General features: G+C 71.0%; 16 protein-coding genes. 4 read left to right on the forward strand and 12 right to left on the reverse strand.

The window, feature by feature from the left end:
* Positions 1-14 precede the first annotated feature (14 nt).
* Entirely contained in the window at positions 15-1,895 is a 1,881-nt protein-coding gene (locus C2L59_RS36355; protein WP_103354088.1) for an FAD/NAD(P)-binding domain-containing protein, read from the forward strand.
* On the opposite strand, the gene C2L59_RS36360 is transcribed toward C2L59_RS36355, so the two are convergent.
* The 7 genes from C2L59_RS36360 to C2L59_RS36390 all read right to left on the reverse strand — a co-directional run bounded on the left by C2L59_RS36360 (position 1,879) and on the right by C2L59_RS36390 (position 9,472).
* Positions 1,879-2,982 carry a glycosyltransferase gene (locus C2L59_RS36360; RefSeq protein ID WP_103354065.1) on the reverse strand — a complete coding sequence of 368 codons (1,104 nt, stop codon included), beginning with the start codon at positions 2,980-2,982 and terminating at the stop codon, positions 1,879-1,881. The genes C2L59_RS36355 and C2L59_RS36360 overlap by 17 nt on opposite strands.
* Positions 2,983-2,999: 17 nt before the next feature.
* Entirely contained in the window at positions 3,000-4,562 is a 1,563-nt protein-coding gene (locus C2L59_RS36365; RefSeq protein WP_103354066.1) for an ABC transporter ATP-binding protein, read from the reverse strand.
* Positions 4,559-5,347 carry an ABC transporter permease gene (locus C2L59_RS36370; protein ID WP_103354089.1) on the reverse strand — a complete coding sequence of 263 codons (789 nt, stop codon included), beginning with the start codon at positions 5,345-5,347 and terminating at the stop codon, positions 4,559-4,561. Before C2L59_RS36370 ends, C2L59_RS36365 begins: the two co-directional genes overlap by 4 nt.
* 28 nt (positions 5,348-5,375) lie before the next feature.
* Positions 5,376-6,329 carry an ABC transporter permease gene (locus C2L59_RS36375; protein WP_103354067.1) on the reverse strand — a complete coding sequence of 318 codons (954 nt, stop codon included), beginning with the start codon at positions 6,327-6,329 and terminating at the stop codon, positions 5,376-5,378.
* Positions 6,326-7,936, reverse strand: coding sequence for an ABC transporter substrate-binding protein (locus C2L59_RS36380; protein WP_103354068.1), 1,611 nt, complete (start codon positions 7,934-7,936; stop codon positions 6,326-6,328). Before C2L59_RS36380 ends, C2L59_RS36375 begins: the two co-directional genes overlap by 4 nt.
* Positions 7,937-8,062: 126 nt before the next feature.
* Positions 8,063-8,701 (reverse strand): HNH endonuclease family protein, encoded by a 639-nt coding sequence (locus tag C2L59_RS36385; RefSeq protein ID WP_199199431.1) that lies wholly within the window; start codon positions 8,699-8,701, stop codon positions 8,063-8,065.
* A gap of 90 nt (positions 8,702-8,791) precedes the next feature.
* A complete protein-coding gene (locus C2L59_RS36390; RefSeq protein ID WP_370444811.1) occupies positions 8,792-9,472 on the reverse strand; it encodes a hypothetical protein in 681 nt (226 codons plus the stop codon).
* Between the two features lie 75 nt (positions 9,473-9,547).
* Here C2L59_RS36390 and C2L59_RS36395 point away from each other — a divergent pair, with 75 nt between their 5' ends.
* The gene (locus C2L59_RS36395; protein ID WP_103354071.1) at positions 9,548-10,834 is read left to right on the forward strand and encodes an adenylosuccinate synthase; all 1,287 of its coding nucleotides are present in this window, start codon (positions 9,548-9,550) and stop codon (positions 10,832-10,834) included.
* On the opposite strand, the gene C2L59_RS36400 is transcribed toward C2L59_RS36395, so the two are convergent.
* Entirely contained in the window at positions 10,831-11,328 is a 498-nt protein-coding gene (locus tag C2L59_RS36400; RefSeq protein WP_103354072.1) for an OsmC family protein, read from the reverse strand. The two genes, C2L59_RS36395 and C2L59_RS36400, sit on opposite strands and share 4 nt — an antisense overlap.
* Positions 11,329-11,444: 116 nt before the next feature.
* On the opposite strand from C2L59_RS36400, the gene C2L59_RS36405 reads away from it, so the two are divergent.
* Positions 11,445-12,353, forward strand: coding sequence for a TIGR03564 family F420-dependent LLM class oxidoreductase (locus C2L59_RS36405; RefSeq protein ID WP_103354073.1), 909 nt, complete (start codon positions 11,445-11,447; stop codon positions 12,351-12,353).
* On the opposite strand, the gene C2L59_RS36410 is transcribed toward C2L59_RS36405, so the two are convergent.
* Entirely contained in the window at positions 12,334-13,968 is a 1,635-nt protein-coding gene (locus tag C2L59_RS36410; RefSeq protein ID WP_103354090.1) for a Na+/H+ antiporter, read from the reverse strand. The two genes, C2L59_RS36405 and C2L59_RS36410, sit on opposite strands and share 20 nt — an antisense overlap.
* A gap of 149 nt (positions 13,969-14,117) precedes the next feature.
* On the opposite strand from C2L59_RS36410, the gene C2L59_RS36415 reads away from it, so the two are divergent.
* A complete protein-coding gene (locus C2L59_RS36415; RefSeq protein ID WP_103354074.1) occupies positions 14,118-15,356 on the forward strand; it encodes an aromatic acid/H+ symport family MFS transporter in 1,239 nt (412 codons plus the stop codon).
* Positions 15,357-15,481: 125 nt separating this feature from the next.
* Here C2L59_RS36415 and C2L59_RS36420 read toward each other — a convergent pair whose 3' ends face one another.
* The 3 genes from C2L59_RS36420 to C2L59_RS36430 form a co-directional block, all read right to left on the reverse strand.
* Complete coding sequence (locus C2L59_RS36420) at positions 15,482-17,023, reverse strand: amino acid permease (protein ID WP_103354075.1); 1,542 nt, start codon at positions 17,021-17,023, stop codon at positions 15,482-15,484.
* Between the two features lie 71 nt (positions 17,024-17,094).
* A complete protein-coding gene (locus tag C2L59_RS36425) occupies positions 17,095-18,015 on the reverse strand; it encodes a serine hydrolase (RefSeq protein ID WP_103354076.1) in 921 nt (306 codons plus the stop codon).
* 40 nt (positions 18,016-18,055) lie between these two features.
* Positions 18,056-19,192, reverse strand: a complete 1,137-nt coding sequence (locus tag C2L59_RS36430) for a glycerophosphodiester phosphodiesterase (protein ID WP_103354077.1) — start codon at positions 19,190-19,192, stop codon at positions 18,056-18,058.
* Positions 19,193-19,977 lie beyond the last annotated feature (785 nt).

Genomic DNA, 19,977 nt, shown 5'->3' on the forward strand with positions numbered 1-19,977 from the left:
GTAGCTTCGGGTTCGTGGCCGATCTCCCGCCGTTCACCCTGGCTGTCGTGGGCGCCGGACCCCGCGGGGTCGGCGTCCTCGAACGGCTCGGCGCGAACGCCGGCGAGCTGCTCGGCGGCCGGCGGGTCGAGGTGCACCTGATCGACCCGTACCCGCCGGGTCCGGGCCGGGTGTGGCGCTACGACCAGTCGCCGCTGCTGCGGATGAACTCCATGCCCGAGGACGTCACGATGTACACCGACGACTCGGTGCGGATGGCCGGCCCGGTGCGGCCGGGGCCGTCGCTGCTGGAGTGGGCGCGGAAGGTGCGTGACGGCGGCCTCGACGCCGAGGTGCCCGCCGACGTCGTCGCCGAGCTGACCGCGCTCGACCCCTTCGACTTCCCCACCCGGCGCCTGCAGAGCGCCTACCTGACCTGGGTGTACCGGCAGGTCGTGGCGGACCTCCCCGGCGAGTTCGACGTCGTCGAGCACGCCGCCCGGGCGGTCGGGGTGGCCGGGAACACGGTCAGCCTGTCCGACGGCTCGGCGGTCGTCGCGGACGCCGTCGTGTTCACCGTCGGGCACCTCGACGCCGAGCCCGACGAGCGGGAGCGCGAGCTGGTGTCGTTCGCCGCGCAGCACGGGCTCGCCTACTACCCGGCCGGCTACACCGCCGACGTCGACTACTCGGCCATCGCTCCCGGCGAAGCCGTGCTGGTGCGGGGTTTCGGGCTGGCGTTCGTCGACCTGATGCTGCTGCTGACCGAGGGCCGCGGTGGCCGGTTCGAGGAGCGGCCGTGCGGCGGTCTCCGCTACCACCCGAGCGGCGCCGAGCCGGTGCTGCACGTCGGCTCGCGGCGCGGAGTGCCCTACCACGCCAAGATCGGCTACCGGCTGCGCGGAAAACCGTTGCGGCTGCCCAGGTTCTTCGACGCCTACGCCATCGACGAGCTGGCCGGCGCCGCGCTGGATTTCCGCCGGGACGTCTGGCCCCTGGTGGCGAAGGAACTGGCCTGGGGCTACTACAGCGAGCTGTTCACCGGGCACCCCGCCCGCGTGCGCATGGACTTCACGGTGTTCGCCGACGCGTTCGCCGACCTGGCCTGGGATTCACCGGGCATGCGCGACCTCGTGGCCCGCGCGGTGCCCGCCGACGCCGACCGGCTCGACCTCGACCGGCTCGACCGGCCGCTGGCGGGCCGCACGTCCGGCACGGCCGAGGAGTTCGGCAAGGAGCTGCGCGAGTACGTCGAAGCCGACCTCGCGCGCCGGGCGGACCAGGAGTTCAGCGCCGACCTCGGTGCGTTCATGGCCCTGCTGTCGGTGTACGGCCAGCTGCCCACACTGGTCCGGAAGGGACGGTTGGACGCCGCCTCCCAAGTGTCCGACATGGACGGCTGGTTCCACGGGTTCTTCTCGTACTACGCCAGCGGGCCGCCGCCGCGCCGGCTGGAGGAACTGCTGGCCCTGCACGAGGCCGGGCTGGTTTCCTTCGTGGGCGCGGAAATGGGGGTCACGGCCGAGCGTGGCGTCTTCGTGGCGTCCGGCGCGAGCCACCCGGAGACGGTCGAAGCCCGCACGCTCGTCGAAGCGCGGCTGCCGGGCCCGAGCGTCACCCGCGCGGCCGACGGCCTCCTCCGGCAGCTGCGCGACGCGGGCGAGCTGGCCGAGGAGGCGGTGGCGGACCCGGTGACCGGCGCGTTGCTGCCGTCGGGCCGGATCCACACGCGGGTGTCGGACTCCCGCCTCCTCGATAGAGCGGGCCGCGCCCACCCGCACCGGTTCGCGGTGGGCCCGCACACGAGCGCCCGCTCGGCGGCGGCGTTCACCCGGCCGCGGACGAACGCCCTGTCCTTCCGCCAGAACGACGCCGTGGCAAGGGAAATCCTGGCGCTGGTCAACCCGCCCAGCTGACGACTTCGGCCAGGACCTGTTCCGGTGACGGCATTCCCGCGATTTCCCGCGCGACCCGCTGGGCGATTTCCCGCGGTTCCGGGTCGCTGAGCAGGGTGCGGGCCGCCGTCTCGATCGCGTCCATCCGGACGGCGTCGCCGACCAGCGCCTTCGCCGCGCCGAGCGAGCTGAGGGCGTCGGCGTTGGCGAACTGGTCGGCACCCTGCGGCAGGATCAGCTGCGGCAGCCCGGCGCCGAGGGCGGCGAGGGTGGTGCCCGTGCCGCCGTGGTGCACGACCAGGCTCGCGTGCTTGAGCACCTCGGCCTGCGGCACGAACCCCGCGACCCGTACCCGGTCGGGCAGCGGGCCCAGTTCCGCGGGATCACCGGGTCCGAGGGCCACCAGGACGTCGACGTCCAGTCTCGACAGCGCGTGGATCGCCCCGCGCAGCAGCTGCGTGGCGCCGTAGACGACCGTGCCGAGCGTCAGGTAGACGAAGTCGCCGGGAAGGGGCGGCAGCGGAACGTCGGGATCGAACGGCGTCGGCCGCATCCGGAAGGTGGTCGGCACGGCGGCGGTGCCGGGATCGCGCAAGCTGTCGGGCCAGACGTCGACGCAGGCGTCACCCAGCAGCGCGTCAGCGGGCAGCGCACCCCAGAGCGGCCGCAGCCGCTCGGCGGCGACGGCCAGGAGCTCCGGCGGCATCGACCGCCCGATCACAACCGAGACGGCGGGCAGTCCCGCCCGCCGCGCCGCGATCCCGGCGCCGACGTCGCTCATCTCGTAGATCACGAGGCCGGGACGCAGCTTCGGGAGCAGCGGGGTCAGGTCGTCGAGTAAGGACTGCGGCAGGAGCTCGCCGAACATCGTGATGCCGACGTCGACGAACCCGGCGTCCTCACCGTGCCGCCGCTTGGCTTCGGTTTCGGCTTCAGCGATGCCGATCCCGGCGCGGTGGGCCTCGAAGCCCAGATCCCGCACCTTGGGGACGAAGGCCTCCCCGGTACCGAAGACGACGTCGTGCCCGGCGGCTTTCGCGGCCAGGGCGAGCGGAAGCAACGGGAAGAGGTGTCCGTACGCCGGGCGGCACGTGAAAAGGATCCGCACTCACCCGAGCGTACTGGTCAGCCGACCTCCTGTGCCGAACGTCCGGGGATCGCCGCCAGCAGTTCCTTCGTGTACTCCGCCCGCGGTTCCTCCAGCACCTGCCCCGCCGGCCCCAGCTCCACCAACACCCCGTCCCGCAGCACCCCCACCTGGTCCGCCAGCTGCCGCACCACCGCGAGATCGTGCGAGATGAACAGGTACGACAGCCCCAGCGACGACTGCAGCTCCGCCAGCAGCCGCAGGATCTGGGCCTGTACCGACACGTCCAGCGCCGACACCGGTTCGTCGCACACCAGCAGGTCCGGCTGCAACGCCAGGGCCCGGGCGATCGCCACCCGCTGGCGCTGGCCGCCCGACAGCTCCGCCGGCTTGCGGCGGGCCACCGACGCCGGCAGGGCCACCTGGTCGAGCAGGGACGGGACCTGGCTGCGCGGCAGCCCGAACGCTCGCAGTGGCTCCCCGACGACGTCCTCGATCGAGAACTTCGGGTTCAGCGACGCGTACGGGTTCTGGTACACGACCTGCATCCGCCGGCGCAGGCGACGCAGCTCGGCGCCATCCAACGCGGTGATGTCCCGGCCGTCGAACGAAACCGAACCCGCCGACGGGGTCTCCAGGCGCAGCACCATCCGGGCCGTCGTCGACTTGCCCGACCCGGACTCGCCGACCAGGGCCAGGGTCTGGCCGCGGGGGATGTCGAACGACACCCCGTCGACCGCGCGGATGCCGCCGTCGAACGTCTTCGCCAGGTCGCGCACCGACACCAGCGGCTCGGCGGCCGGCGCGGGAGGACGCGAAGTGCTCGACAGGCTCGGTGCCGCCGCCAGCAACTGCCGCGTGTAGGGGTGCGTCGGCGCGCTGATCACCGCCGTACCCTCCTCGACCACCGAACCCTGTGACAGCACCACGATCCGTGACGCGCGATCGGCCGCGACACCCAGGTCGTGCGTGATCAGCAGGATCGCCGTCCCGGACTCGGCCGCCAAGGAGGTCAGGTGGTCGAGGATCCGCCGCTGCACGGTGACGTCCAGCGCCGACGTCGGCTCGTCCGCGATGATCAGCTTCGGCCGCCCGGCCAGCGCGGCCGCGATCAGCACGCGCTGGCGCAGGCCGCCCGACAGCTGGTGCGGGTACTGCCGCGCGCGCAGCTCCGGCGACGACACGCCGGCCCGCGAAAGCAGCTCGATCGCCTGCGCAGCCGCGGATCGCCGGTCCGCGAGACCGTGGATGCGCAACACCTCGGCAACCTGGTCGCCGACCCGGTGCACCGGGTTGAGCGACACCGCCGGGTCCTGCGGCACCAGCGCGATCTCGCGCCCGCGCACCCCGCGCCACTGCTTGTCCGACAGCGAAAGCAGGTCGCGGCCGTCGAAGGTGATCGAGCCGCCGTCGATGCGGCCGCCGCGGGGCAGCAGGCCGATCGCCGCGTGGGCCGTGGTCGACTTGCCCGAGCCGGACTCGCCCACGACGGCCACCACCTCGCCCGCGCCGACGTCGAACCCGACGTCACGCACGGCCGGCACCACCCCGGCCCGCGTCCGGTACGACACCGCCAGCTCCGAAATCCGCAGCAGGGTCATCGGTCTCCTCCGTCCAGCGCGCGGGACAGCCGGTTCGCGGACAGCACCACCGCCGCGACCGTCAGCCCCGGGAACGTCGTCATCCACCAGGCCGTGGCCAGGAAGCTGCGGCCGCCCGCGACCAGCGACCCCCACTCCGGCGTCGGCGGGGTCGCGCCGAAGCCGAGGAAGCTCAGCGCCGACACCTCGAGCACCGCCGTGCCCAGGGTGAGCGTCGCCAGCGCGAGCACCGGGCCCAGCGCGTTCGGCAGGACGTGTTGCAGCAGCACGCCCGACCAGCGGACGCCGGACGCGCGGGCCGCCTCGACGAACACGCCGTTGCGCACGCGGAGCACCTCCGCGCGCATGACCCGCGCGAAGGACGCCAGGTTCGCGATGCCGACGGCGATCGCGACGTTCGTCGTGCCGAAACCCAGCGCCGTGACCAGGGCCAGCGACAGCAGGATCGGCGGGATGGCCAGGAAGACGTCGACGACCCGCATGATCGCCGTGTCCGCCCAGCCGCCGCGGAACCCGGCCAGCAGGCCGAGCGCCGAACCGGCCACCAGGGCCACGAGCACGGCGATGGCGGTCGCCCGCAGGGAGAGCGACGCACCGTGGATCACCCGCGCGTAGACGTCCCGGCCGGTCTCGTCGGTGCCGAACAGGTGCTGCAGCGACGGGCCCTGCAGCCGTTCCTTCGGGACGCCGGTGATCGGGTCGTACCCGGTCAGCAGCGCCGGCACGAAGGCGGAGAGCAGCACGAACGCCAGCACGGCGACGGCCACCACCAGCCCGGGCGGCACCTTCACGTGGCGTCTGGACGCCGCGAGGTCAACCACGGGCCACCTCCGGGGTCCGGGCGATGCGCGGGTCGAGCACCGGGTAGAGCAGGTCGACGGCCAGGTTGAGCACCACGAAGACCAGCGCCGCCAGCACGATCACCGCCTGCACCACCGGGACGTCCTGCGCGGTGACGGCGGCCGCGGTGATCCGGCCGACGCCGTCGCGCGAGAACACCGTCTCGGTGATCACCGAACCCGCCACCAGATTGCCCGCCACCACGCCGGCGACGGTCAGCGTCGGCACGGCCGCGTTGCGCAGCAGGTGTCCGAAGTGGACCCGCCAGCGGCTCGCGCCCTTGGCCGCGGCGATCTCCGCGTACGGCTGCTCCTGCTGCGTGGCGAGGCTCTTCGCCAGCACCTGGCCGATGATCGCGCCGGTCGGCAGGGCCAGGGTGATCGCCGGCAGGAGCAGCGCGGCGAACCCCTGCGTGCCCAGCGCGGGCAGCAGCCGCAGCCGGAACGAGAAGAACTGGATCAGCAGCAGCCCGACCCAGAACGGCGGCAGCGAGATCGCCAGCGACGGCAGGGACAGCAGCGCCTGGCGCAGCCAGCGGAACCGCGTGCACGTGCCGAGGAACGCCGAGCCGCCGCCGAAGAGCACCGCGAACACCAGGGCCAGACCGGTCACCGCGAGCGTCGGTGGCAGCGCCGTGACGACCATGTGCGTCGCGCCGTCGCCGGTCGCGACGCTGCGGCCGAAGTCGCCGTGCAGCGCCGCCAGCAGCCGGTTCAGGTACTGCACCGGCAACGGCGAGTCGAGGCCGTACTCCGCGCGGGCCGCGGCGACCTGCTCCGCCGTCATCGACGCCCCGGCCTCCCCGCCGGCCAGCTTCGCCGAAACGGCGTCCCCGGGCAGCAGGTAGAGGATCAGGAACGACAGCGTGAACGCCGCCCACAGCACGAACACCGCCTGCCCGACGCGGCGGAGCAGGTAGCGCCTCACGACAGCCACGCGTCGAACAGCTGCAGCCGTGACGACGCTTCGAAGTCGACGGCGTGCGCCTTCGAGCTCAGCGCGACGACCTGGGTCAGCTCGAACACCGGGATCGCGTAGGCGTGCTCGATGATCAGCTTCTGGGCCTCGTCCGCCGCCGGCTTGCGCTTCGCCGTGTCCACAGTGGACGACTGCGCGTCCAGTGCGGCGTCGAGGGGGTTTCCCGGGGCCAGCTTGCTGCGGTTGCCCGACTTCGTGGAGAACTGGCCGCGCAGGATGTCCGGGTCGGCGCGGGTGACGTTGTACCAGAGGAAGTCGTAGTTCCCGGCCAGCTGGATCTGCGTGGTCTCGGCGGTGGTGTGCTGCTCGATCTTCAGGTCGAAGCCGATCTTGCGCAGCTGCTGCTGAACCAGCTCCAGCACGCTGCGGTTCTGGTTGAACACCGGTGAGAACACCACAGCCGCGCTCAGCCGCTGCCCGTTCTTCGTGCGGATCCCGTCGGCGGCGGCCACCCAGCCGTCGCCGTCCAGGAGCGCGGCCGCGCCCTCCGGGTCGTACGCGAGCTGCGCCGACAGGTCGCTGACCAGCGGTGTCGCCGAGCCGAGGATGCTGGTGGCCGGCTTGTAGTTCGGCGTCAGCACGGTGTTCACGACCTCGGCGCGGTCGACGCCCTTGAGCACGGCCTTGCGCACCTTCTCGTCGGTGAGCACGCCGCGGGTCGTGTTCGCGTGCAGGTTGAACACGACGCCGGGGTTGGTGCGGATGTTCTCGCTGAAGCCGTTGCCGGCGAACTGCGGCTCGTCGACCGGCTGCACGTCGGTGACCGCGTCGAGCTGGCCGGAGGCGAGGCTGCCGGTGCGGACACCGGGCTCGGGCACGATCTTGTAGTCGATCTTGTCCAGGTAGGCCTCGCCCTGGTGCTTGAACAGCGAAGAGCCCCAGGCGTAACTCTTGCGCTTGGCCAGCACGATCTCCTGGTTCTGCTTCAGGCTCTCGAAGACGAACGGCCCGGAGGCGATCAGGCCGTCGCCCTGGCAGCGCTGCTCCGGCGTCTTCCGGAACGCCGCGGGCGCCAGGACGGCGAGTGAAACCGTGGAGCTGGCCTGCAGGAACTGCGCGCTCGGCGCGGCGAACTCGATCCGCGCGGTCCGCGGGTCGACGACGGTGGTCCCCCGGTACGCGGCGAGGTAGCCGTAACCGAGGGGCGCCTTGGTGCCCAGCGCCTTGAGACCGTCGAAGCTGGTCTTGACGGCGGCGGCGTCGACCGGGCTGCCGTCGGAGAAGGTGGCGGCGGAACGCAGGTGGAAGGTGAACGCCGTCGAATCGGCGTTGCTCTCCCACTTCTCGGCCAGCCACGGCCTGATGTCGCCGGTCTTCGGGTCCTGGTCGGTGAGCGAGTCCGCCAGCTGGCGGGACACGTTGATCGACGCGTTCGTGGCCGTCTGCTGCGGGTCGATGCAGTCGGGCGCGGACGAGATGCCCATGCGCAGCGTGCCGCCGGCCTTCGGCGGGCCGGCGTCGGCGGCGGGTTCGCCGCCCGCGGTGGAGCACGCGGTCAGCAGCAGGGGCAGGGCGAGCAAGGCCGCGGCAGGGCGGGCGCGGGGGAGGTGGGACACCGGACGGCCTCCAGCGGGAGTGGTTGCGTCTTCAACCGCCGACGCTAACCTCGCGCTGAAGGCCGTCCCAGCAGGCGAACCGCGGTCCCATTCCCTGGCACCGAAGGGATTCCCCCTTGACAGCTCTCAGCAGCGGCCCAGCATGTCCGTCAACGCGGTCTTCTCCGCGGAGTTGACCGTCAGCTTGAACTTGTACTTCACCGCGACCCACATCTTCGCGTAGGTGCACCAATAGCTGACGAGCGGCGGCTTCCAGGCGTCCGGCGACTTGTCGCCCTTCTCCTGGTTGACGTTGTCCGTCACGGCGATCAGCTGCGGGTCGGTGAGGTCGTTCGCGAACGCCTGGCGCTGCGCGGTCGTCCACGACGACGCGCCGGTGCGCCACGCGTCCGCGAGCGGGACGACGTGGTCGATGTCCACATCGGACGCCGCGGTCCAGGTCGCGCCGTCGTACGGGCTGAACCACTTGCCGGAGGTCGCCGCGCAGGCGGAGTCGGTCACCACGTTCGTGCCGTCGCGCTTGAGCACCACTTCACGGGTGTTGCAGCTGCTGCCCTGGTCGATCCAGTGCGGGAACTTGTCGCGGCTGTAGCCGGTCTGCGAACCGTCGGCCTTGACCGTGAGGGCCGCGAGCTCGGACTTCGCGGTGGTCGCCGACGGGATGCCCGGCGGGGTCGCGTCCGCGACGCCGGCCAGAGTTCCGGACAGCACCGCGGTGACGGCGAGCACCGTGAACGAATGACGAACAGCACGCCTGGTTGGCATTTTGCTGCCTCCGTGTCAGAAGTGGGGACAGCTAACCCTGAGGCACGGGAGTGGCGCGTACAACACGTATAGGTGACTTGTAGCTGTCCGTCAAACGGCGCCTCGGACCAGCCGCAGGTCTTCGGTGTGCCGGTACCAGGTCCACTTGTTCACCGCGCGGTCGTGGACCACGTCGTCACGCACCGGCCGGGTCGGGATGCAGCCGATCTGGAACGCCCGCGAGTACAGCGTCGTCGGTCGCTTGAAGATGGTTCCCTTCACGACGCGCACGGCCAGCCCGGGCCCGCCCGGGTCCGGCATCACCTCGATCGACGCGGCCGGCCCGCGCAGCGCCACCTGCTCGTCGGCGTAGGCCACACCGCGGACCATCCGCAGCTGCCCGCGCCCGACGAGCACGCCGCCGACGTCGTCGCGGATCAGCGGCACCGGGTCGACCTCGCCGCGCAACGCCAGGGCGAGTGCCTGCAGCGGCGTCTTCGGCAGCCCCCAGAGCGCGCCGACGGACGAGCCGGGCGACGACGGCACGAACCCGACCGACACGCCGGAGACAGCGTCCTTCCGCAGCAGCCGCACCACGACGGCGGCGAGGTCCGCGTCCGTGCCCGACACGACCAGGTGATCGTGTTCGCCCAGCAAGGGGTCGATTTCCGCCTTGCCGGGACGGCTCGGCACCCGGATCGACTCGACGTCGTCGACCTCCTCGAAGCCGGCCGCGTCGTCGCCACAGGCCACCACTATTCCGCGCACCCGCGGGTCCTCCGTTACAGTCATGCACCGGCATTTAGCAGCGCCACCGGTGTCCGTCCGGGACACTTAACCTCAGTCGTCGAACACCTGGAGTGTCACATGCCGGCCATCGTGCTCATCGGTGCCCAATGGGGAGACGAAGGCAAGGGCAAGGCCACCGACCTGATGGGTGACCGCGTCCAGTGGGTCGTCCGCTACCAGGGTGGCAACAACGCCGGTCACACGGTCGTCCTGCCGAACGGCGAGAACTTCGCCCTGCACCTCATCCCGTCCGGCATCCTCACCCCGGGCGTGACGAACGTCATCGGCAACGGCGTGGTGGTGGACCCGGGGGTGCTGCTCGACGAGCTGTCCGGCCTCGAAGAGCGGGACGTCGACACGTCCAAGCTGCTGATTTCGGCCGACGCGCACCTGATCATGCCGTACCACGTGGCCATCGACAAAGTCACCGAGCGCTACCTCGGCAGCCGCAAGATCGGCACCACCGGCCGCGGCATCGGCCCGTGCTACCAGGACAAGATCGCCCGCGTCGGCGTCCGCGTGCAGGACCTGCTGGACGAGAAGATCTTCCGCCAGAAGGTCGAAGCCGCGCTGGAGTTCAAGAACCAGGTGCTGGTGAAGGTCTACAACCGCAAGGCGCTCGACGCCGACCAGGTCGCCGACGAGGTGCTGGCGGCGGGCGAGAAGTTCGCGCACCGCATCGCCGACACGCGCCTGCAGCTCAACCAGGCCCTGGAGCGCGGCGAAACCGTGCTGCTGGAGGGCTCACAGGGCACGCTGCTCGACGTCGACCACGGCACCTACCCGTTCGTGACGTCGTCGAACCCGACGTCCGGCGGCGCGAGCGCGGGTTCCGGCATCGGCCCGGGCCGCATCACCACGGTGCTCGGCATCCTCAAGGCGTACACCACCCGCGTCGGCTCCGGCCCGTTCCCGACCGAGCTGCACGACGAGTCCGGCGAGTACCTGCGCAAGCAGGGCGGCGAGTTCGGCGTGACGACCGGCCGCTCGCGCCGCACGGGCTGGTTCGACGCGGTGATCGCGCGGTACGCGGTGCGCGTCAACGGCATCACCGACTACTTCCTCACGAAGCTGGACGTGCTGTCGGGGCTGGAGAAGGTCCCGGTGTGCGTGGGCTACGAGGTCGACGGCTTCCGCACGCAGGACATGCCGATGACGCAGACCGACGTGCACCACGCGATCCCGATCTACGAAGAGCACCCGGGCTGGTTCGAGGACATCTCGGCCTGCCGCACGTTCGAGGAGCTCCCGGCGAACGCCCGCGCGTACGTCGAGCGCCTGGAAGAGCTGTCAGGCGCCCGGATCTCGGCGATCGGCGTGGGTCCGGGCCGCGAGCAGACGATCGTGCGGCACCAGTTCGTCTAGGTCAGCTTCGTGCTGACCGGCGTCTCGTTGCGGAACAGGTCGAGCACCGGGCAGTGCTCGTCGACCTCGCGCTTGAGGTCTTCGTAGCGCTCCCGGCTCGCCGGGCCTTCGAGTTCGACCGACACCCGGACGTCCCCGAACCCGGGGCGGGTGTTGAACGAGAAGCCGAAGAAGCCGTGCAGGTCGAGGTCGCCGTCGACGGTGACCTTGATCGAGTCGATCGGGATGCCGCGCTTCGCCGCCCAGAACTGGTAGGTGATGACCTGGCAGGACCCGAGGGCGGCGAGCGCGTACTCGACGGGGTTGGCGGCCTGGTCGGTCCCGCCGAGCGCGGCCGGCTCGTCGACGGTGAAAGCGTGGTCCCGCACGGTGACCTCGACTTCGGTCCGGGTGCCGGGCTTCAGCACGTTGCCGACGCTGAACGAGACGGCGGCGTTGTGCGGATCCGCGTCGACGGCCTTGCGGGTGCCTTCGATGACTTCGGTCAGCGACATGGGGCTCTCCTCGGTGATCGGTTTCGCCACAGAGTGGGCGAATCCCGCGGCCCCCGCTCGGGTTCTCAAGTCCTGGGAAGCCGGAAACCGGTGGCGCGGCTCGCTAGTTTGGGTGCATGACCATCGGAGTCACGCTCCCCTCGGGCGACACCGGCTCGGCGCCCAACCTCGTCGACGAGCTGCTCACCCAGACCCGCCAAGCGGCCGACGCGGGCCTGAAGTCCGTCTGGTTTTCGCAGCTCCCGCTCAGTCAGGACGCCATCGCCGTGGCCGCGCTGGCCGGGCGGGAAAACCCCGGCCTCGAGGTCGGCACCTCCGTCGTCCCGACCTACCCGCGGCACCCCCTGCTCGTCGCCAGTGCCGCGCTGACCGCGCAGGCCGCCGCCGGCGGGAACTTCACCCTCGGCATCGGGCTCGGCTCGAAGGGGTTCCTCGGGCCCGTCTACGGCGTCGAGTACCCGCCGCCGATCCGGCACCTGCGCGAGTACCTGACCGTCCTGCGGCAGGTCTTCGCCGGGGAGGCCGTCGACTTCGACGGCGAGACCGTCCAGGCACACCCGCCGGGTCCGTCCACTGTGGCCGGTGGCGGGGACGTCCCGGTCATCGTCGCCGCGATGGGGCCGCAGGCCCTGCGCGTCACCGGCGAGCTGGCCGACGGCACGCTGCCGTTCCTCGCCGGGCCGAAAGCGCTTTCCGAGGAGATCGTGCCGGCCCTGCCCGCGGGCAAGCGGATCATCGCCGCCGTCCCGGCGATCGTCACCGACGATCCCGACGCCGTCCGCGCGCTGGCCGTCGAGCAGATAGGGTTCTACGCGCAGATCCCGTCGTACCGGCGGATCCTCGACGTCGAAGGCGTCGGCCACCCGGCCGACCTGGCGATCATCGGCGACGAGAAGACCGTGCTCGCGGGCCTGCAGCGGTACTACGACGCCGGCGCCACCGACGTCCTCGTCACCCAGACCGGCATCCGGTCGAGCGAAGAACGGCTCCGGACCTGGGGGGTCGTCAGCTCATTCGGTTCGTGAGGGTCGCGGTCACCGACATCTCCTCGAGGTCCAGTTCGCGCAGCACCTTCCGCAGCACCTCGTCGTCGAGCCGGCCCGCGCGGTTCTCGTCGATCATCGCCTTGCGCTGGGTGATCAGGAGTTCGCGCCGGGCCTTCGCGAACTGGGCCTGCGGGCTGCCGGACCGGTCTTCGCCGGACAGCGTGATCGCCGCCTTCGCGAACCGGTAGCGCGTGTCGATCAGCCGCTGGAGCCGCTCTTTCAGCCGGTCGACCTTCTCCTGGGGCAGGTCCAGCGAGGCCAGCCGTTCGTGGCTGATCTCGCGCAGCCGCTCCTGCGCCGCCTTCTTCGCGACTTCGCGGGCGGCCAGCTCCTCGGCCTCGTCCCGCGACGCCTCCTCGGGGTCCTCCACCTTCAGCGCCCGGATCAGCGGCGGCAGCGTCAGGCCCTGGATCAGCACCGTCCCGATGGCCACGGTGAAGGCGAACAGCTGGATCTCCTTGCGGCCCGGGGTGGCCGCCGGGACACCGGCCGCGGCGGCGAGCGTGACGACCCCGCGCATGCCGGTCCACGACACCACCGCCAGCGTCCGCCACGACGGCGCCGCGCGGTCGCGGCCGAACAGCCGCACGGTCTGCGGCAGGTACGCGGAGACGAACACCGCCGGGACGCGCACCAGCATCGTCACCGCGAGCACGGCCACCGCGACCAGCGCGAGCGTCCCGTTGTCGCGGGCCGCGTGCTGCGCGCCTTCGAGGACGAACGGCAGCTGCAGGCCCATCATGGCGAACACCAATGCCTCCAGCAGGACGTCGATGGACGCCCACACGGATCTGTCCTGCATGCGCGTCGCCGGGGACGCGTACAGCGCGCGGTGGCCGAGCAGCAGGCCGGCCGCGACGACGGCGAGCACGCCGGACCCGCTGAAGTCCTCGCTGAAGGGGTGCAGGTGCTCGGCGGTGACGTACGCGGCGAACGGCACGATGATCCCGAACGCCGACTCCATCAGGGGATCGTCGAGCTGCCGCCGGATCAGCACCACGAGCGCGCCGATCGCCAGGCCGACGCCGATGCCCAGCACGGTCGCGACGCCGAACACGGCGAACCCGTGCCCGGCCGAGCCCGCCGTGCCCGCGACGGCGGCGAGCGCGACCTTGTAGAGCGTCAGCGCGGCGGCGTCGTTGACCAGGCTTTCCCCGGTCAGCACGGTCATCACTCGCCGGGGCAGGCCGAGCTTGCGGCCGATCGCAACCGCGGTCACCGCGTCCGGCGGCGCCACGACCGCGCCGAGGACCAGCGCGGACGCGAACGGCACGTCCGGCAGCAGCAGGTGCACGACGACGGCGACGACCCCGGCCGTCACGGCGACCAGCACCACGCCGAGCGCGACGATCGGCCGGAGCGCGCGCTTGAAGTGCGTCAGCGAGCTCTCCAGCGACGTCGAGTACAGCAGCGGCGGCAGGACCACGGTGAGCACCAGTTCGGGCTCCAGCTCGAACCGCGGCACGCCGGGGATCAGCGCGACGCCGAGCGCGACGACCACCACGAGCAGGGGCGCGGACAGGTGGTAGCGCCGGGCGAGCGCGGTCAGGGCGAGCGAACCGGCGAGCACACCCATCAGCGTCAGAATTTCCACGAACACGATCTTTCCGCAGGTAGCGCGGCCCTGCTCGACTTCCGTTCAGCGGAAAAGCGCTGGTTTCTGTCGGACCCCGGAGGCATACTTGTGCGCACTCCGCACAAGTGTGCGGAAACCGTGCACCGACGCACCTCCGGAGGTACCCGATGTCCCCTGGCCCTCGCTCCTGGGTCGTGCCCCTGGCCTGGACCGCCGTCCTGCTCGACGGGTTCGACCTGGTCGTGCTCGGCACCGTGCTGCCCGTCCTGCTCCGCGGCCACGTCTGGGGGCTGACCCCCGGCACCGCGTCGATCGTGTCGACGGTCGGGCTCGCCGGGATGATGCTGGGCGGGCTGGCGATCGGCACGGTCACCGACGTCATCGGCCGCCGGAAGTCGCTGATCATCTCGGTGGCGTTGTTCTCGCTGTGCACGTTGCTGTGCGCGTTCGCGCCATCGACGTTCGTCTTCGGGCTGCTGCGGTTCGTCGCCGGCCTGGGCCTCGGCGGCTGCCTGCCGACGGCGATCACGCTGGTCACCGAGTACGCGCGGGCCGGCAAGGCCGGCAGCGCGACGACCACGGTGATGACCGGCTACCACGTCGGCGCGGTGCTGACCGCGCTGCTGGGCATCGTGCTGATCTCGCCGCTCGGCTGGCGGGCGATGTTCGTCGCCGGCGCGCTGCCCGCCGTGGTGCTGATCCCGCTGATGCTGAAGTTCCTGCCGGAGTCCGAGACGTTCCAGCGGGTCCGCGAGACCGAGCGGTCGGCCGGGCACGCCGTCGCCGGCCTGTTCCGCGGTGGCCTGCTGCGCGCGACGATCGCGTTCTGGGTGACGTCGTTCATGGGGCTGCTGCTGGTGTACGGGCTGAACACCTGGCTGCCGGAGATCATGCGCCAGGCCGGGTACCCGCTGGGCGCGGCGCTGAGCCTGCTGCTGACGCTGAACGTCGGCGGCATCGCCGGGCTGCTGGTCGCGGGCCGGGTCGCCGACCGCGTCGGCATCCGCCCGTCGGCCATCGTCTGGTTCTGCGCGGGCGCGGTGTTCCTCGCGCTGCTGAGCGTGAAGCTGCCGGCCGTCGGGCTGTACGCGGCGGTGTTCCTGACCGGGTGCTTCGTGTTCAGCGCCCAGGTGCTGGTGTACGCCTACATCGGCCGCATCTACCCGGACGCGATCCGCGCGACGGGCCTCGGCTGGTCGGCGGGCATCGGCCGGATCGGCGCGATCTCGGGCCCGGTCCTCGGCGGCGCCCTGCTGACCGCGGGCATCGCGTACCCGTGGGGCTTCTACGCGTTCGCGGCGGTCGGCGCCTTGGGCGCGGCGGCCGTGACGGTGGTCCGCCCCGGCCACCGCAGCCCGGCGGACACGCCTTCCCCAGCCGCGGAATCCCGCCCCGCGACCACTTGAAGGCCGGAACGCTTCAAGGTTGTTCCAAGGTCGGCTCGCGAAGGTGGGTCCCGGTGGTGCTCACCGCCGACTGGGGGTGGGGAGTCTTCCGCGCAGGGAGGGCGCGGAAGACTCCGCCCCCGACGTCAGCCGAGATCCTTCAGTTCCTGTTCCACCGCGGCCAGTTCGGCCTCGGAACCCTGCACCTTCGGGCCGGTGAACCACTTCCGGGCCGAAACCACCCACCACAGGGCGGCCCCGCCCAGCACCACGAGGAAGGCGATCGGCGTGTAGTTGAACGAGTCCACGGTCACCGGTGAAGCCGGCGGCAGCATGAAGAGCACGAAGATGAACGCGACCCAGACCGAGGCAATGATGCCCACGGGCCGTCCCCACCTGCCGAGGTTCCACGGCCCGGCCTCGAACGAGTCGCCCCGCCTGACCCGAAGGAAGACGGGGATGACGTAAGCGACGTAGAGCCCGACCACCGCGATCGACGTAACCGCGTAGTAGGCCGTCGCGCTCCACAGGTAGGGAAGGGCCAGGATCAGCGCTCCCGCGGCGGCGAGCCAGACCGCGTTCGTGGGCGTTTGGGTGCGCTTGTTGATCCGGTGCCAAAACCCCGAACCGGGGATTGCGCCGTCGCGCGCGAAAGCGTAGATCATCCGCGAGTTGGCGGTCACGGAGGACATGCCGCAGAACAGTTGCGCGCCGATGCAGATCAGCAACAGGAACTTGCCGGTGGTGACCCCGGTGGCGTCTATGAAGATCTGCGCGGGCGGCACCCCCGTAGCGGAGCCCACGGCGCCGTCGTAGTCCTGGATGGCGAAGGTCAGCCCGATCAGCAGGATCCAGCCCGCGACGAGCGAGACGACGATCGACATGACAATCCCGCGCGGCCCCGCCTTCGCGGCGCTCTTCGTCTCTTCGGTCATGTGCGCGGAAGCGTCGTACCCGGTCAACGTGTACTGCGCGAGCAGGAGGCCCAATGCGAACACGTAGATCGGCGAACTCCAGCCGGTCTTGTTGACAAACTCCCCGAAGACAAAGCTGGCGTCCTGGTGTTTCGCCGGGACGAAGGTCAGCACCCCCACGATGACCAGCACGCCGGCGAGGTGCCACCACACGCTGACGTTGTTGAGGATTGCGACCAGCCGGACGCCGAAGGTGTTCAGCAACCCGTGCACGACGAGGATGATCGCCAGCAGCAGGATCGTGTGCCCCGGGGTGGCGGCGAAACCCCACTGCAGATCGAGGAACGCGTTGAGGAAGAGGGCGGCGCCGAAGTCGATGCCGGCCGTGACCGCGATCTGCCCGATGAGGTTGAACCAGCCGGTGAACCAGGACCACGCGGGGCCGTTTCGCGGGGCCAGCTTGGCGGCCCAGTAGTACAGCCCTCCGGCTGTTGGATAGCTCGAGCACACCTCCGCCATCCCCAGGCCGACCAGGAGGACGAAGAAGCCCACCAGCACCCAGCCCCAGATCATCGCGGCCGGACCACCGGTTTTCATCCCTGTCCCGTAGAGCGTCAGGCAGCCGGAGAGGATCGAGATGATGGTGAAGGAGACGGCGAAGTTGGAGAACGCCGACATCGTGCGTTTGAGCTCCTGCGCGTAGCCGAGCTGGTGCAGGCGCGCGCTGTCGTCGTCGGCGTGGTCGGGGGTGGTCTGCTGGTCGGAAACGTCCATTCGGGCACCTCTTGAAAGGTATGCGGCCAGACCATTGAATTCGCCGAAGGTAGCCCCGGTCCCGAAGGGTGTCAAGCCTTCGTCAAGAACTCGTCCAGCCGCCCGAGCAGGGGCCCGCCACCTCGGTGGTTGTTCGAGATGAGGGTCGCGGTGAGCCCGGACGACGGCTCGTGCGTGCTGCGGAACGTGACGCCGTGGTCGCCACCCTCCAGCCGGGCCACGCCGGGCCGGGGCAGCCAGAAACCGAGGCCGTGACCCTCGGCGTGCGGGCGCAGCATCCGGGCGACCCACTCGCCGGGCACGATCCGGCCGTCGAGGAAGGCGGGCCAGAACTTCCGGAAGTCGGGCGCGGAGCTGTAGATCCCGCCGTCGCCGAAGCCGACGACCGGGAGGCTGAACACGTTGGTGCGGCCGTCTTCCAGGTAGCCGGTGGCGGTCCGGCCGGGCAGCGCGTCGGAGCGGAAGAACGCGGTGTCGGTCATTCCGGCGGGTTCGGTGACGCGCGTGCGCACGAGGTCGGCGAAAGCTGTGCCCGCGATCCGTTCGGCGATCAAGCCGAGGACGGCGAAGGCACCGTTGTGGTAGTGGAACCGCTCGCCCGGTGGCGTTCGCTGTGGATAACCGTCGAGGGCGGCGAGGTAGTCGGCCGACGTGACGAGCCCGGGCGGCGTCTCGGGTGGGTCTTCGTCGTCGCAGTAGTCGCCGATGCCGGAGGTGTGCGTCAGCAGGTGTTCGACGGTGACGCGGTCGTCGATCAGCGGCAGGTCGTCGCCGAGGACCTCGCGGGCGGTGGTTTCCAGGGTCAGCCGCCCCTCGGCGACCAGGCCGACGACGACCAGCGCGGTGAACCCCTTGGTACCGCTGGCAATGGCGAACCGCGTGTCGAGGGTGTTTTTGACGGCGTAAGCGCGGTGCGCGTACCCGGACGCTTCGGCGAGCAGCGTCTCGTCACCACGGCTGACCAGCACGACACCGGAAAAGGGCACTCCCATGGACTCAGGGTCCACGGGAGCGCCCCTCACGGCAAAGCGATTACCGGCCCAGGAAGGCGTGCAGCGACTCCAGGGCGGTGTCCGGCTGGTCGGCGAAGAAGCCGTCGACGCCGGCCTGGAAGAAGGCGGCCTCCTCGGTGAAGACGTCACCGTAGGCGTCCGGCTCGGCCGACGAGCGCAGGTTCGCGGGCAGGAACGGGTTCTCGTTCCGGAAGGTGTACGGCTGCACCTTCAGGCCGGCCTTGTGCGCGTCGGCGACGAGCGCGGTCGGCGTGCCGAGGTTGTCGCTCTTGTCCCGCGGGATGACCTGCGCCTTGTCCGGCCCGAGGTACTTCGCGTACTTCGCGACTTCGCGCAGCCCCTGCGGCGTAACGAGGTCCGCGTACGTCCGCTTGTCACCCTTCGCGACGAAGTCGGCCGGCGCGCCGGAGGCCGAGGTCAGCTGCAGCAGCGGCGTCCGAAGCTGCTTGTGCAGCGCGATCAGGTTCGACACCTCGAACGACTGGATGATCGCGGGCGCGTCCGGCCGGTCGAGCCCGTTGCGCTTGAGGATCGCGACCAGCTTCGGCTCGGTCGGGTTGCCGATGGACTGGAAGAAGGTCGAGTGCTTGACCTCGGGGTAGGTGCCCAGGGTCCGGTGCAGCTCGCGGCCGAGCCGCTTGGTCAGGTCGAGCACCTCCTGGTAGGAGGCAATCCGGTAGCGGCCGTTGTACAGCGTGTTGTGCGGCCGGTTCTGCGGAATCCGCTCGACCGCACGCAGCGTCTTCAGCTCGGCGAGCGTGAAATCCTGGGTGAACCACCCGGTGGTGGTAACCCCATCGAGCACGACGGTCTTCTTCCGATCCGCGAACTCGGGGTGCTTCGCAACATCGGTGGTCCCCCCGATCTCGGGTTCGTGCCGCGCGACGAGCTGCCCGTCCTTGGTGGGCACGAGATCGACATCGACCCAGTCGACCCCCATCCGGAAGGCGAGCTCATAGGAAGCAAGGGTGTGCTCCGGCCGGTACCCGGGCGCGCCGCGGTGTCCGATGATCACGGGCCCATCGTGGCCCCGCCCCCGCGCGGCCACATCCCCGGACCCACTTTCGGCGGCACCGGCCGACCCAACAGCAAACCCGGTGACGCTCAGCAACGCCAACCCGGCCAGTGCCAGAACGCCGACACGTTTGCGCTTCATCTGGTGACCTCTTTTCACACAGGGTGTGCCCTGGATGTACTCGCGCCACCCTGGGTGCCGCAAGCATCCGAAGTACGTACCTGACGGGTCGAAGGGGTAAACGACCCGTGGACTCCTGCTCGCCGGGTTGTGGCGAGCGGCACGCTTGAGTGCTGGTGCTGGTGCTGGTGCTGGTGCTGGTGCTGGTGCTGGTGCTGGCGGTGGTGCCGGTGCCGGGCGGGTCGCCGCGAAGCTGGTGACCGGCGGCGGCACGGCGCCGGTGCCGATGTAGGTGGTGCGCGGGTCGCAAAGAAGCCAGCGGTGGCGTCTCGGTCACAGAAGCCGATGACGGCCACGACCGCTCGCCGGCCGGCTGGCGGAACCGGGCGCCGCAGGATGCGAGCGCGGCTCACGTCCGAACCGCCGCAGCGCCCACCCTCCCTGGGGGAAGCCCCCGCTTTCAGCGTATCGGCGACCCCCGACGAAATCGCCGAATCGCCGAGCCTGACAGCCGAGTTGTCCACATCGGCGATGACCTGTGGACAGGTCCGGCAGGCGGTGAGCCAGGCGCGCACGGATGCCAGCCGGACCTGCACGGAAACCTCGTCGCGCAATCCCGCTCACTGCCCACCCGCGGAACCGGCTCCGGCAATCTCCCTCCCGCACTCCGCTGGCGCGAGGCCGGTGGCGCGAGGCCGGTGGCGCGAGGCCGGTGGCGCGAGGCCGCTGGCGCGGCCCACACTCCGGTGGCGCGAGGCCGCTGGCGCGGCCCACACTCCGGTGGCGCGAGGCCGCTGGCGCGGCCC

This window comes from Amycolatopsis sp. CA-128772, from assembly GCF_002904295.1.
Taxonomy (GTDB): domain Bacteria; phylum Actinomycetota; class Actinomycetes; order Mycobacteriales; family Pseudonocardiaceae; genus Amycolatopsis.